18 protein-coding genes are annotated in these 12,929 nt (G+C 60.0%); 4 read left to right on the top strand and 14 right to left on the bottom strand.

Annotated features, from left to right (window positions below; genetic code table 11):
* Window positions 1–6: 6 nt before the first annotated feature.
* The 3 genes from lgt to VW35_RS06890 all read right to left on the bottom strand — a co-directional run bounded on the left by lgt (window position 7) and on the right by VW35_RS06890 (window position 2,314).
* Complete coding sequence (lgt, locus tag VW35_RS06900; RefSeq protein ID WP_046142217.1) at window positions 7–831, bottom strand: prolipoprotein diacylglyceryl transferase; 825 nt, start codon at window positions 829–831, stop codon at window positions 7–9.
* Window positions 832–968: 137 nt separating this feature from the next.
* Complete coding sequence (locus VW35_RS06895; protein ID WP_046142216.1) at window positions 969–1,697, bottom strand: SDR family NAD(P)-dependent oxidoreductase; 729 nt, start codon at window positions 1,695–1,697, stop codon at window positions 969–971.
* A gap of 56 nt (window positions 1,698–1,753) precedes the next feature.
* A complete protein-coding gene (locus VW35_RS06890; RefSeq protein WP_046142215.1) occupies window positions 1,754–2,314 on the bottom strand; it encodes a GrpB family protein in 561 nt (186 codons plus the stop codon).
* Between the two features lie 141 nt (window positions 2,315–2,455).
* Here VW35_RS06890 and VW35_RS06885 point away from each other — a divergent pair, with 141 nt between their 5' ends.
* The 3 genes from VW35_RS06885 to proC all read left to right on the top strand — a co-directional run bounded on the left by VW35_RS06885 (window position 2,456) and on the right by proC (window position 4,303).
* Window positions 2,456–2,707 (top strand): accessory factor UbiK family protein, encoded by a 252-nt coding sequence (locus VW35_RS06885; protein WP_046142214.1) that lies wholly within the window; start codon window positions 2,456–2,458, stop codon window positions 2,705–2,707.
* A gap of 274 nt (window positions 2,708–2,981) precedes the next feature.
* Entirely contained in the window at window positions 2,982–3,482 is a 501-nt protein-coding gene (locus VW35_RS06880) for a type III secretion system chaperone family protein (protein WP_046142213.1), read from the top strand.
* Window positions 3,482–4,303: a pyrroline-5-carboxylate reductase gene (gene proC / locus VW35_RS06875; RefSeq protein ID WP_046142212.1), complete on the top strand. Its 822-nt coding sequence runs from the start codon at window positions 3,482–3,484 to the stop codon at window positions 4,301–4,303. The genes VW35_RS06880 and proC overlap by 1 nt, the downstream gene beginning before the upstream one ends.
* On the opposite strand, the gene VW35_RS06870 is transcribed toward proC, so the two are convergent.
* Together VW35_RS06870 and VW35_RS06865 are read right to left on the bottom strand one after the other, a co-directional pair.
* Window positions 4,300–4,743 (bottom strand): hypothetical protein, encoded by a 444-nt coding sequence (locus tag VW35_RS06870; RefSeq protein WP_046142211.1) that lies wholly within the window; start codon window positions 4,741–4,743, stop codon window positions 4,300–4,302. The genes proC and VW35_RS06870 overlap by 4 nt on opposite strands.
* Window positions 4,744–4,843: 100 nt before the next feature.
* A complete protein-coding gene (locus tag VW35_RS06865; protein ID WP_083982558.1) occupies window positions 4,844–5,299 on the bottom strand; it encodes a MarR family winged helix-turn-helix transcriptional regulator in 456 nt (151 codons plus the stop codon).
* Window positions 5,300–5,511: 212 nt separating this feature from the next.
* Here VW35_RS06865 and VW35_RS06860 point away from each other — a divergent pair, with 212 nt between their 5' ends.
* A complete protein-coding gene (locus VW35_RS06860) occupies window positions 5,512–6,402 on the top strand; it encodes a branched-chain amino acid aminotransferase (protein WP_046142210.1) in 891 nt (296 codons plus the stop codon).
* Window positions 6,403–6,445: 43 nt separating this feature from the next.
* Here VW35_RS06860 and VW35_RS06855 read toward each other — a convergent pair whose 3' ends face one another.
* From VW35_RS06855 to VW35_RS06815, 9 genes are all read right to left on the bottom strand, one after another.
* Complete coding sequence (locus VW35_RS06855; protein ID WP_052951554.1) at window positions 6,446–6,889, bottom strand: molybdenum cofactor biosynthesis protein MoaE; 444 nt, start codon at window positions 6,887–6,889, stop codon at window positions 6,446–6,448.
* Window positions 6,890–6,891: 2 nt separating this feature from the next.
* Complete coding sequence (gene moaD / locus VW35_RS06850; RefSeq protein ID WP_046142209.1) at window positions 6,892–7,143, bottom strand: molybdopterin converting factor subunit 1; 252 nt, start codon at window positions 7,141–7,143, stop codon at window positions 6,892–6,894.
* On the bottom strand, window positions 7,140–7,709 hold the full coding sequence (gene pgsA, locus VW35_RS06845) for a CDP-diacylglycerol--glycerol-3-phosphate 3-phosphatidyltransferase (RefSeq protein WP_046142208.1): 570 nt from the start codon (window positions 7,707–7,709) through the stop codon (window positions 7,140–7,142). Before pgsA ends, moaD begins: the two co-directional genes overlap by 4 nt.
* 105 nt (window positions 7,710–7,814) lie before the next feature.
* Window positions 7,815–8,888 carry a 3-deoxy-7-phosphoheptulonate synthase gene (locus tag VW35_RS06840; RefSeq protein ID WP_046142207.1) on the bottom strand — a complete coding sequence of 358 codons (1,074 nt, stop codon included), beginning with the start codon at window positions 8,886–8,888 and terminating at the stop codon, window positions 7,815–7,817.
* A gap of 359 nt (window positions 8,889–9,247) precedes the next feature.
* The gene (locus VW35_RS06835) at window positions 9,248–10,048 is read right to left on the bottom strand and encodes an ABC transporter permease (protein ID WP_046142206.1); all 801 of its coding nucleotides are present in this window, start codon (window positions 10,046–10,048) and stop codon (window positions 9,248–9,250) included.
* 3 nt (window positions 10,049–10,051) lie between these two features.
* On the bottom strand, window positions 10,052–10,849 hold the full coding sequence (locus VW35_RS06830; RefSeq protein ID WP_046142205.1) for an ABC transporter permease: 798 nt from the start codon (window positions 10,847–10,849) through the stop codon (window positions 10,052–10,054).
* Complete coding sequence (locus VW35_RS06825; protein ID WP_046142204.1) at window positions 10,846–11,847, bottom strand: ABC transporter ATP-binding protein; 1,002 nt, start codon at window positions 11,845–11,847, stop codon at window positions 10,846–10,848. Before VW35_RS06825 ends, VW35_RS06830 begins: the two co-directional genes overlap by 4 nt.
* A gap of 96 nt (window positions 11,848–11,943) precedes the next feature.
* Window positions 11,944–12,447: a pyridoxamine 5'-phosphate oxidase family protein gene (locus VW35_RS06820; protein WP_046142203.1), complete on the bottom strand. Its 504-nt coding sequence runs from the start codon at window positions 12,445–12,447 to the stop codon at window positions 11,944–11,946.
* Window positions 12,448–12,546: 99 nt separating this feature from the next.
* Window positions 12,547–12,900 (bottom strand): YciI family protein, encoded by a 354-nt coding sequence (locus tag VW35_RS06815; RefSeq protein ID WP_046142202.1) that lies wholly within the window; start codon window positions 12,898–12,900, stop codon window positions 12,547–12,549.
* Between the last annotated feature and the right edge of the window lie 29 nt (window positions 12,901–12,929).

Raw genomic sequence — 12,929 nt, 5'->3', positions numbered from 1 at the left:
GGGCTCCTATGCACGCAACTTGCTGACAGGACGCGTGATCGCATGGAGGACGAGAATGAGTCCGCCAATGAGTATGGGTAGGCTGAGAACCTGGCCCATGGTCAACCAGCCGCCGTAGAGGTAGCCGATCTGCACGTCCGGCAACCGCACGAACTCGACCAAGATACGCGCCAGCGCATAGCCGATGGCAAAGATGCCGGCCACGAGACCCGGCTTGCGGAGGGCGTAGAAGACGTGCGTTGCAATGCGGATGATAAGAAAGAGCAGAAGGCCCTCTAGGGCAGCCTCATAGAGCTGGCTTGGATGGCGCGGTACCGCGAGCGGATCAGTCGGAAAGATGATGCCCCACGGCAGGTTAGTCGGCGCGCCATAAAGCTCGGCGTTGATAAAATTGGCGATGCGCCCGAGCATGATGCCGATAGTGGCAACGGCACCAAGAAGATCGAGGGAAGAGAGCCAATTCCCCTTCTTCGAGATCGTGAACAGAATGGCGGCCAGCATTAACCCGACCATACCGCCGTGATAGGACATGCCGCCGTCAAGGGTGTTGATGATCTCGAGCGGGTTAGAAAGATAGTAGGGCAGATTATAGAAGAGCACATAGCCGGTGCGTCCCCCAACCACGATCGCGATCATGGCCCAGAAGGCAAAATCCCAGATGTCCTTTGCGGGGAAGGGCGGGGCGCCCTTGTACCATAGCCGCTCATTGCGCAACAGCAGATACCCATAGCCGGCGCCAAGGATCACGCCGAAGAGGTAAGCCAGGGCATACCAACGGATGGCGATCGGACCGATGGAAAAGGCGATGGGATCGATATTGGGAAAGGGCAAGGCTTTTCCTTTTCCGGCAGCGCGGGTGCAGGGTGAAAGAGCCCTAGCCTTGGTCTGCTGAGGTCGCAAGAGGGCAGGCAAAGAAAGGCCCGGAACTGCCCTCTTGAATTGGTCTCTTACGCTGACGGATCGTGGGCTTAGCCGTTGGTGCGCAGGCTTGACCGCCCGCCGTCGACCCTGAGGATCTGCCCGGTGATCCAACCGGATTGATCAGAAAGGAGAAAGTCTGCTGCTGCGGCGCTGTCCTCCGCGGTGCCGAGCCGGCCAAGAGCGTGCAGTTGCGCAATAGATTTTGCCATTGCCTCGTTCGATGTCAGCGCCTCGGCCAGTGGAGTTGCCGTCAAGGACGGCGCAATCGCGTTGACGCGGATTTTGGGAGCTAGCTCCGCCGCGAGTGCTACGGTTAGCCCTTCAACCGCTCCTTTGGCCATGGAGATGGACGCATGACCGCTAAAACCCTGCGCTACGGCGACGCTCGAGAACAATACAATGGAGCAAATGCCGTCATACACTTTGAGGGCTGGCAGCGCCGCTTGAATGGCGATCGCTGCGCCTTGCGCATTGATGCTGAAATCCCGAGCGAATTCGTCTGCGTTAAGGCGCGCCAAAGGCTTGAGATTGATCGTGCCGACGCAATAGGCAAGGCCCGCAACCGGACCGGACGCTTCCTGAACCGCGCTCGTCAGGGCCTGCACATCTGTGACATCTGCCTCAGACCACGTGCCATCTAACTCGCTAGCAAGACTAGCGAGCTGGTCGGTCTTGCGGCCGATCAGATGAGGCGACTGTCCTCGGGCTGCAACCTTGCGGGCAAGCGCAGAACCGATGCCGCCTGTGCCGCCGACGATGATAATCGTTTCGCTCATTGCTACCTCCGCTTACCGAAGCTACGGATGGCGAAACGTTTCGGTTCAGAGGCAGGCTAATCGGGACTCGGTTCGGTCCAGCATGTCCGCTGTTTCCATTCCAGCGCAGCCTCGTAGATCAGATCGAAGACCGGGTCCTTGATGTCATAATAGGCGCCCTGGTCTTCCGGGAAGAAACCCGCTAGCCGCTGCTTGATCAGTTCATAAGCTCCCGCGCTTACGGGATGACAGCGGAGATAATCGCGGCAGAGGAGGGGGAACTGCTGATTGAAAGCGCCTCGCCGCCGAATGTGGATATGGGCGCGCCGTGGCTCCTCAGACACGAAAAGCCATTTGCTCAGTTGCGCCGCAGGCAAATCCATAAATGGCGGGCAATGATCGGACGTGTGCCCGCCCCGGCGAAATCCTGCACCGACAAAAGCCGCGAAATCGACGCGTTCTAGATCCTCGACGGTTATCTGGATATCGATCACGTCCTTGGCGGCTAGGCCTGGCACGGCCGTGGAGCCAATGTGATGCAAATAGGCTCCTTGAGGCGCGAGGGTCAGGAGTTTGGGCTTCAGCGCCAGAAACTCGTCGGGCCATGAAGGATTTGCGTCGGTGATGATGATCGGCATGTCGTTTCTCCCCAGAAGTTGATGGCCGAGGAGGGGCTAGAATACAAGTCTCGGTCCAGCCGCGGCCATTCGCTGCACTGGTCAAGTCGAGCAAGCTGCCTTACATAGAAGCCATCGGCAAAAGCAAAACCGGATAGAGCCATGACGCAGAGCACCAGCAGGATTTTCGACGGCATCGGCCGGATCATGAACGAAGCTGCGGGTGTCGCCGATGGCGTGCGGCGTGAAGTCGAGACCGTTGCAAAGTCCCAGGCCCAGCGCATTGTTGCTGACATGGAATTGGTCAAGCGCGAGGATTTTGACGCGCTTCGCGAACTCGTGCAGGTGCAAGGCGAAGAGATCGATGCTCTGCGGCAGGAAATCGCTACGCTCAAGGCTGCCAAGCCCGCCTAATTCTCCGATCCTTGCGGATGTCGAAGCCTTCTGTCGCACGGAGCCGTCCTTGATGACCTCGTGCGCTCTTTCACGTGGCTGAGTTCGTCCGGACAGTTTGGGCTCAGCGCTCCCCTCGCCACAATTATGGTTAACGGATGGTTACCATCATCCACAGGAGATTGCCCCGCACCGCTCCCTGAATCATCAATGACGTGTAGGCTTCTGGGAGTGGACGATTCGAAGGCCGGGAGGGCGCTCGAGCGAGGTCCGCTTGCCAGCACGGAACCGGCCCATGTCCCTGATTGAATTCGAGCCCGATCGTTTGTCCCACCCGGTGGACCTGGTCGAGCATATCGCTTCGATCAACGACTGGACCTTTGAGCGACAGGACGCCGATGAGATTTCCATCTCCGTGCGTGGCGGCTGGAGCGATTACCATGTCTCGTTCAACTGGATGGAGGATCTCGAATCCCTCCACATCGCCTGCGCCTTCGATCTTAAAGTGCCTGACGGGCGGCGCAATGAAGTGCGGCAGCTGATCAGCCTTATCAACGAACAGCTCTGGATCGGGCATTTCGATATCTGGAACAAGGAAGGCGTCGTGCTCTTCCGCAATTCGCACCTCCTGACCGGCGGGGCGGATGTCTCGCCGCTCCAGTGCGAGGCGCTCTTGCGTTCAGCCACCGATAGCTGCGATCTTTACTACCAGGCGTTTCAGTTCGTCGTCTGGGCCGGTAAATCGGCTGCCGATGCGCTGAGCCATGTCATGTTCGAAACGGTGGGCGAAGCCTGATGACTGATCTGCGATCGATTGGCCCGGTCATGCTGGTTGGCGCGGGCAAGATGGGTACGGCTCTCGCTGCAGGATGGCTCGATGCTGGTTTGCCGCCAACCAATCTCGTATTAGTCGATCCGCGGCCGACCGAAGACGCAAAGAACTTCGCGGCCGACTATGAGCTGACTATCCACCCCGAAGCAGTGGGACTTATGCCAAATGTCCTGGTGCTCGCCGTCAAGCCGCAAGTGATCAACGAGGTCATGGCGGGGTTGAAATCCGTCATCGGCCCCAAGACGCTCATCGTTTCCATTGCGGCCGGCATTTCGTTGGCGCAATTGGCGGCAGGGACGGGGACCGATCGCGTCGTTCGGAGCATGCCCAATACGCCGGCACAGGTCGGCAAGGGCATTACGGGCGTCGTTTCGGGAGCAGGGGTCGATAGTGCGGGCAAGGGCGCTGCAGAAGCCCTGCTCAAGGCGGCCGGAAGCGTCGTATGGTTTGAAAAGGAAGGCGATCTCGATGCGGTGACCGCCGTCTCAGGATCGGGTCCGGCCTATGTGTTCAATCTCGTAGAGGCTCTTGCCGCCGCCGGCGTCGCGCAGGGGCTCGAGGCGGGTGTCGCGATGATTTTGGCACGGCAAACGGTGATCGGCTCGGCGGCTTTGCTGGAAGCTGATCCCGCCCCGGCCAGTACGCTTCGGCAAAACGTCACCTCGCCCAACGGCACAACCGCCGCGGCATTGGCGGTGTTGATGGCGCCGGACGGGCTCGCGCCGCTCATGGAGCGCGCAGTTACGGCGGCGCGGTTGCGCAGCGAAGAGCTCGGCAGGGGCTAAGCTCGCGGCTTGGCGTTTCGCTGGTTAGCAAGCCGCGTGCGCAGCGCTTCCATATGCTGGATCACCAGCGGCTCGCGGCCATCGGTCCGGTTGGGAATGGTGTCGAGCAGCATGTTGGCAGCCAGCAGATCCGCTGGGCGCCGCCTCAGTTCGAACCGCTCGGCGTGCGCGTGGGCCAGCGCCAAACCGATGGACGCATCTGTCGGATAATGCGCATCGGCAAAGGTGAGAATGTTGATCGCTCGATTGATCAAGCGATCAATGCGTTGCGTGTCATCGCCCGTCTTTGTTTCACTGAGCAGCAAAGCGCCTAGCCCAAGACTTGCGGCGCGCAGGATTTGCAGGTTTTGCTTGATGGCCGGATCCCGCAGGACCGTTTCGTAGCTCCAGATTGCCTCGACTATTTCGCCCTGGTCTTCAAGGCGATGCGCCTCATTCAAGTACTCGTCCAGACTAAAAATAGACAACTCCTTAACGTTGCGCCCTGAGAAAGACGTCGCAACTTGGAAAGAGTGCCGAACAAGGTGCTGATGGACAAGCCTATTTCGTCAGTGGTGACTGAAGATTGATCGTCAGGCTCAAGCGGTCGAGCACAGCGTGATCGCTTGGGTCGACCATCGCCACGAGGAACTGACGGACCATTCTTGCACCCTCAGGCGGCAGTGCCCCGATCGCCGCGTCGATGCGGCTAGCCTGCGTCGCCGAGAGCGTTGCAAAGAATGTACGGCCCTTGTCCGTCGCAAACAGGAGTCGCTGCCGGCGATCGGAATGGCCGGTCTTTTGCTCGACATACCCGTTGTCGAGCAATTGCCGGAGGACGCGGGCCAGACTTTGCTTGGTGATTTTTAGGATGTCCAGTAGGTCCGCGACGGGCATGCCTGGACGAAGATTAACGAAGTAAAGCACGCGGTGGTGCGCCCTTCCGAAGCCTTGTCGCTCGAGGAGAGCGTCCGCGTCTCCAGTGAAGTCGCGATAGGCGAAGAAGAAGAGCCCCATGATATCAAGTGGCAAACCAGACTGTGCCAGATGACCAGAATTTATGTCAGCCTTGTTGACATTTTTTTGGTTCTCTGGCATTGTCGCTCCATCACACCGGCGTTCCGTCTTATCCCAAAGACATTGTGGTTTGCCAAGGGCATGGCCCTTGGGGCATGATCGAATGGACGCATGTTACGTGTGAGAACGGCAATAAGACTTTGGAGAGGATCATGGCAGGCGTGCCCATGGACCAGCGCGATGGCTGGATTTGGTTCGACGGCGAACTCATACCGTGGAAGGACGCGAAGATTCACGTGCTGACGCACGGGCTTCATTACGCCAGCTCGGTATTCGAAGGCGAGCGCGCTTATGGCGGCGAAATTTTCAAGTCGCGCGAGCACACCGAACGCATGATCCGCTCGGCGGCAACGCTCGACATGCCTTTCCCCTATTCGGTCGATGAGATCGAAGCGGCCAAGCGCCTCTTGCTCGACAAGAATGGCCTCGTTGACGCCTATGTGCGTCCGGTCGCCTGGCGCGGTTCGGAAGAGTTGTCCGTACCGGCGCGCAACAACAAGGTTCATGTCGCGATCGCCGCATGGGTCTGGCCAAGCTATTTCTCGGTCGAGGAAAAGCTCAAGGGCATTCGCCTCGAATGGAGCAAGTGGAAGCGCCCGTCGCCCGAGACGATTCCGTCCTCCGCCAAGGCTGCGGGTCTTTACATGATCTGCACGCTTTCCAAGGACCACGCGATGGCCAATGGCTATGCCGACGCGCTGATGCTGGATTATCGCGGCTATGTGGCTGAAGCCACTGGCGCCAATGTGTTCTTCATCAAGGGCAAGGACATTACGACCCCGACGCCCGATTGCTTCCTCAACGGCATTACGCGCCAAACGCTGATTGCGCTGGCCAAGGAGAACGGCTTTACCGTTACCGAGCGGCATATCGGTCCAGAAGAGCTTGGACAGTTCGACGAATGTTTCCTCACCGGCACTGCCGCCGAGGTCACACCCGTTTCGCTGATCGGCGACAATGTCTTCACGCCAGGCGAAGGCTGCCGCACGTTGATCGATGCCTATTCGGTGGCCGTGCAGCCAAAGCGCGCCGCAGCTGAATAAGTATAGCTAAAGTACGAAGGCCGGGTTCAAGACCCGGCCTTTTTCACGTCCAGCGTTCGCGCGCTGCGTCGTCTGCTGCCTTGGCCTCGACCCATGCCGTGCCCGCCTCTGTTTCTTCCTGCTTCCAGAAGGGCGCGTCGGTCTTGAGGTAATCCATCAGGAACTGAGCACCGTCAAAAGCCGCCTGACGATGCGAAGCGAGAGTCATCACCTGCATGATCGGCTCTCCAGGCACCAACCGACCGTAGCGGTGCACGATCGCCGCATCGATAAGGCTAAAGCGGTCGACTGCAGCAGTACGGATCGCGGCGATCTCGTTTTCCGCCAGCTCCGGGTAGCATTCAAGGATCAGCGCCGAAATTGGCCGGTCTTTTGTCGATCGCACCATGCCCGTGAAGGTGACAGCGGCGCCGGCATCGGGGTGATCGGACTGAAAATCGTGCAGGAGTTTGCCGGGATCGAAGGGCAGGGAAGAGATGACGATCATGCTCACCCACCGGTCATCGGCGGCAGGATTGCAATCGTATCGTCATCGGTAATGGCGGTGTCCCACGAAACGATGCGGGCGTTTCGCGAGAGCTTGAACTGCTTGGGATTATCCATGGCCAAGTCGAGGGCTTCGTCGTTGGCGCGGAGCCAGGCGACCAACTCGGTCAGGGTGGTGATATCGTCGGGCAGGTTGATATCATCGCTCGCGCGATTGAGGCGTTCGCGAAGCCACGCGAAGTAAAGGACTTTCATTTGGCGGTGGTGCCGGACAGATTGGGCCAGGACGCCCGCAGATAGTTCCACCCAGTCCAGAGAGTGATGGCGCCTGCGACCCAGAGGATGAGATCCGAGACAAGACCGATGCCAGAAATCAGCGGCTCGACCAGCACGACCGCAAGGGCGACGAGCTGGATTGTCGTCTTCCATTTCGCCAGCTTGCTGACCGGCAGAACCACGGCGGTGCTGCCAAGAAATTCGCGGAGCCCGGAAATGAAGAATTCGCGGAAGAGAATGGCGACCACCGGGACCATGTCCCAGCCAGAAAAACTGCCGCTCCAGGCAAGCGCCGTGATCAGGATGCCAACCAGCAACTTGTCGGCAATGGGATCAAGCATGCGCCCCAGGTCGGAATACTGATTCCAGGCGCGCGCGAGATAGCCATCTACCCAGTCGCTCGCCGCCGCGACGACGTAGATCAACACGGCCACAATGCGCATTGTGCTGTCGCCGCTCATCACCAACCCGACAATTGGGATGATGGATGCGATCCGGGCGATGGTGATGACGTTCGGGACAAGCGTGAGCGGGTTTCTGGCCATGCGCGGAGAGAACAGGAATGGGGACGGGGGGTCAAGGGAGATCGCCGTTCACCCCCTTCCAACCACCCCCATCCAAGGGGAGGTGCAGTGCGTGCGCGGGAGAAACTACGCGACAGCCTGATTGGTCGCTGCACTGCGCTTTTCAACTGCGTCAGCGAGAGCTTCGAGCGTCGTGACGGTCGTCTCCCAATCGATGCAACCATCGGTGATCGATTGGCCGTAGACCAGATCCTGGCCGGGGACGAGGTCCTGACGGCCGGCGACGAGGTTAGATTCGATCATGACGCCGATAATGCGTTTGTCGCCAGAAGCCATCTGAGCGCCGATATCGGCGAGGACGAGGGGCTGGTTTTCCGGCTTCTTGGACGAATTGGCGTGGCTCGCATCGATCATGATGGCCGGTTTAAGGCCTGCTTTGGTTGCCGCCTGCGCAGCTGCCTCGACACTGGCGGCGTCATAATTCGTAGTTTTGCCGCCGCGAAGGATGATGTGGCAATCTTCGTTGCCGGTCGTCGCGGCAATGGCCGAGCGCCCGTCCTTAGTAACGGCCATGAAATGGTGTGGCTGAGAGGCAGACAGCACCGCGTCAAGGGCGATCTTCACGTTGCCGTCGGTGCCGTTCTTGAAGCCGACCGGACAAGAAAGGCCCGACGCCAGCTCGCGATGAATCTGCGACTCCGTCGTACGCGCGCCGATCGCCGCCCATGAGACGAGATCTGCAATGTATTGCGGCGTCGTCATGTCGAGGAACTCGCAGGCGGCAGGCAGGCCGAGATTGGCAATATCCAACAGGAGCGTACGCGCAGTGTGCAGACCTTGGGTGATGTTGAAGCTGCCGTCGAGATCGGGGTCGTTGATGAGCCCCTTCCAGCCCACAGTGGTGCGGGGCTTTTCGAAGTAGACGCGCATGATGATTTCGAGCCGATCGCCGAGGGATTTGCGCAAGGCGACGAGGCGGGTGGCATAGTCCATGGCCGCCTTGGGATCGTGAATGGAACAGGGGCCGACGATGACGGCCAGACGATCGTCCTGTCCCGTAAGGATATTATGGAAATCGTGGCGGGCGGCGATGACGGTGCGGGTGGCAGCGTCGGTGCGCGGATGCTGACGCATGACCTCGATGGGCGTGGTCAGCGGTTTGATTTCGGTGATGCGGAGGTCGTCTGTGGATTTGAGCATTTCTTAGTCCTCGGAGTGGTTTTCGAGGGGCCAAGAAAAAAGCCGCCTCGGAAGTCGGGCGGCTGGCTTGCGATTTGGGTCTGGTCTTGTCGGGATCAGGACACGCGCGCGATAGCCTCCGCCGGGAGCGGATAGCTAAAATACCAATAAAAGGTCGCTGCGTTGATCATGGCGGGGAAGCTAGCCGAGGAGTTGGGGCTTGTCGAGTCCCGACTTTAGGAGGGGGCGTGGCGCTAGTTTCGCATCCGCCGTCTGTCATCCCGGCGAAGGCCGGGATCCATCTTGAGATCTCAGGATGGGCCCCGGCCTTCGCCGGGGTGACAATCGAGAGTGGGAATGACGCGGTGTAAAAGTACGAGCTAGCCGCCCGCGCCCTGATAGTTTTGGATGCAGTGGCGCCAGTGGAGGGCTCCGAGGGTGACGGCTAAGGGGCCAGCGAGGAGGGATGTCAGTGCGGCCCAATCGCCGAGGAGGGGGACGGGCCTGCCCAGGGTTACCGCGACCGGGACGAAGGCGAGGAAGCCGAGCGGGGCGATGGTCAGCATCAGGATCTGGAGCGGGACAGGGAAAATGTTGAGCGGGTAGCGGGCCAATTCCCAGAAGCCGAAGAAGATCGAAAACAGGTGTTTTGAGCGGACCCAGACGAGCGCTGTGGCGCCGATCATGGTCATGATGGCGGCAGTGACCATGGCGGCGCTGAGGAGGCCCGCGACGAAGTATAGCGCTGTCAGGATTGACCAATCGACGGCAACTTCGGTGACGGCCCAAGCCATGAGGCCGACGGCGAGGATGATGTGACCGGCATAGCCGATGTTGAGGCCGGAGAAGACGAGGTAAACCCACGGACTAACGGGCTTGATGAGGACGGCGTCCAAGGTGCCGAGCCGCACCTTTTCCTCGATGTCGCGGAACTGGGTGAAGCTCAGCGATGCACCGAGGGAATAGGCGAGGAGATGGAAGGAGAGGAGCAGCGCCATTTCGCTCCAGGTCCAGCCGCCGAGATTGCCGAAGCGGAGAAGCAGGAGGGCGATGGCCGTATAGGTGGCGGCATAGCTCAGAGCCTGGGCGAACCACGCGAGCAGCATGGCACCGCGATATTCCAAGCGGGTGCGCACATACATGCGGACGAGATGGGGGACGACCGCGAGGGAGCGGGACATTTTCTAGCCTCCCTGTACGATGAGTCGATGGCGCGCCTTGGCCCAGAGGGCGAGCACGGCGGCGCTCAGCACCGTGAGCCAGAAGAGGCCGATGCCGAGATGGAGCCAGGTGGCGGTGACGTCGAGTTTGCCGAGGTAGACTGCGGCCGGATAGTAGCTGATCCAGGCGAAGGGCAGGTAGCCGAAGAGCGTGGCGAGCGGAGTCGGCAGGAACCAGAGGGGAATGATGGCGCCAGAGAAGAGCGACATGATCGCCATGAGGAACCATTCGAGCGAGAAGGCGGTGAGCAACCAGAAGGCGAGGAGGCCGCAGAGGCATGCGAGGATGAACAGGATCAGCCAGGAGACGGCCCAATAGGGGAAGAACATCAGGCCGTGGAACAGGCTGGCAGGCGGCAGGAGGCCGACGGTAAAGCCGACGATGAGGGCCACCGGGACAACGATGGCGACGCATTCGAAGGCGAAATGGCCGGAATGGGTGCTGAGGAGATAGCTCGGGTAATGGAGGGGTTTCAGGAGAAAAACTGCCACGTCGCCAGTGCGGACGGCGTCACCCACATCATAGAGGACGCGCGAATATTCCCAATAGAGCAGCGGGCCTGAGAGCAGGGCATAGGTGACCATTTCGGGCAGGGTGATGCCATCGACCTGGGCTGCGCCGGCAAAGGCGGCCGTCAAGATGGCTATGCGCGCGAAAATGCTGACGAGATCGCCGAAGGCGCTGGCCCAAACCTGGTTGCGATAGACAAGGCGCGACTGAAAGGCTGTGAGCGCGAAGGCGGGATAGGAAGCAGCCCTCATGGCCTAGCTCCCGCGAGGGCGGGTTTATTCTGGTAGAAGGTGCGGATGACCTCTTCAATATTGGGCTCTTCGAGTTTTACGTCTTTCAGATCATGGCCGGAACCGAGTTCTGTCAGAACATCGAGGATAGAGGTCTGCTGGCTTTCGAGCAGGAAGTGTTTTGCTAGGCCCTCGTCGGTGACCAGTTGTGCGGTTTTGAGGGTAATCGCGCCCGGGTCGGTGCCGAATTCGAGCTTGAGGCGGCGGCGGGATCCGAGGGCTGTGCGCAGGTGCCGCAGCTCGCCATCGAAGAGCAGTTTGCCATCGTCGACCATGATGAGGCGAGGGCAGATTTCCTCGATGTCGACGAGATCGTGGGTGGTAAGGATGATGGTGGTGCCGCGCTCGCGATTGACCTCGGCGAGGAATTTTCTGACCACGTCCTTGGCGACCACGTCGAGGCCGATTGTCGGTTCGTCGAGGAACAGGATTTTCGGATCGTGTAGCAGCGCCATGGCGATTTCGGCGCGCATGCGCTGGCCAAGGCTGAGCTGGCGGACGGGGCGGTCGATATAGCCGGCCATATCGAGCATGCTGGTGAGGCGGGCGAGGTTGTCGGCAAAGCGCGACGCCGGGATATCGTATATGTGGCGGTTGAGGTCAAAACTATCGCGCACCGGCAGATCCCACCAGAGCTGGCTGCGCTGGCCGAAGACGACACCGATTTCGGCGGCATTGGTGATGCGATTGGAATGGGGCTCGCGGCCGAGGACCTCCACCGTGCCAGACGATGGCACTAGGATGCCTGTCATCATCTTAATCATGGTGGATTTGCCGGCGCCGTTGGGGCCGAGATAGCCTGCGGCTTCGCCTCCCTCGATGGCAAAGGAGATGCCATCAACGGCGCGCACCTCGGTATGTTCGCGGGAAAAAAGGCTCCGAAGAGCGCCGCCGAAGCCCGACTGGCGTTTGGGCTGGCGAAAAATCTTCTCGACCGAAGACGCCGCGATGATCGCCATTTCTTGCCCTCCCCAAAGCGGGTCAAGGCTAACCGATTCTCGGGGCGTGGTAAGGGGATAGAAAAAGGCCCGCGGGCTGAGCGCGGGCCTTGGGTATTACATTTGGGCTTTGCCGGTTTCGCCCATATCGGGCTTGGCGCCCGTGGCTGCCGCGAAGAGCATTTTTGCGCCTGCGATGAGCGTGTTCGGGCTGTCCCAGACTTCACCCTGGTCCGGTGTCACCTTGAGCAGGCGGATCTGCGGGTCGTTTTCGTCGTCCCACCAGGCCTTGTCGAAGCTTTCCCAAAGCTCGGCGATCTTGGCGCGGTCGTTAGAAACGACAGCGTCACCTGCAATGACAGCGTATTTGTGCCCGCCATTGTCTGCCCAGGCGAGCGAAACGTTGGGATATTCTTCGATCTCATCGAGCTTGTGGCCTTCGAGGTCGGTCAGGAAATAGATGGCGTCTTCTTCGCGGCGCACACGTGCAGACATGGGACGGCTGCGCTGATTGCGGCCATCCCAGGTCGTCAGCATGCAGATGTCGATCTTGTCGGCGAGCTCCCAGATGCGGTCGATAGCTTCGTCCTGGGAGAGGATGTGATTGTTGTCGTCGGTCATGGTCGAGCTCCTGATTTGGTCAGGAGCGGAACGAGTTCAAACCGATGAGGTTGCGGCCGGGAACGCCGGCAACGATCACATCGCTCGGCGCGCTAAGGTTCAGCCGGCCATATTGAATTGCTGAAGATGGAGAATGGTCACCTCGCCATCCCATTCCGGCCAATGCTTGCGGTGAAGCTCGACGAAGCGTTCCGTCCAGCGGACGATTTCGGCATCGGAATCGAGCTCGTAGATCGCGTAACCGCCGACCATTTCCTTGGCCTCGGCAAAGGGACCATCGGTCAGCAACTGGCCTTGGCGAGTGGACACCGTGCCGGCCAGAGACATGCCGCCGGTTTCGGTCATTCTGGCACCAGCTTCCATACCCAGTTGCACTATCGCCTGCATCAGCGCCTGTGGCGGCTGGCGCGCGACTTCGGGATTGAGGGTCTTCACCATTGTCAGGAATTTCATCGGAGGCTCCAATGTTGATCTAATGACGC

Source organism: Devosia soli (assembly GCF_000970455.1).
In the GTDB taxonomy this organism is placed as follows: Bacteria; Pseudomonadota; Alphaproteobacteria; order Rhizobiales; family Devosiaceae; genus Devosia; species Devosia soli.
Note: the sequence above shows the minus strand (reverse complement) of the source record. Positions and strands in the feature narration are given on the sequence as shown.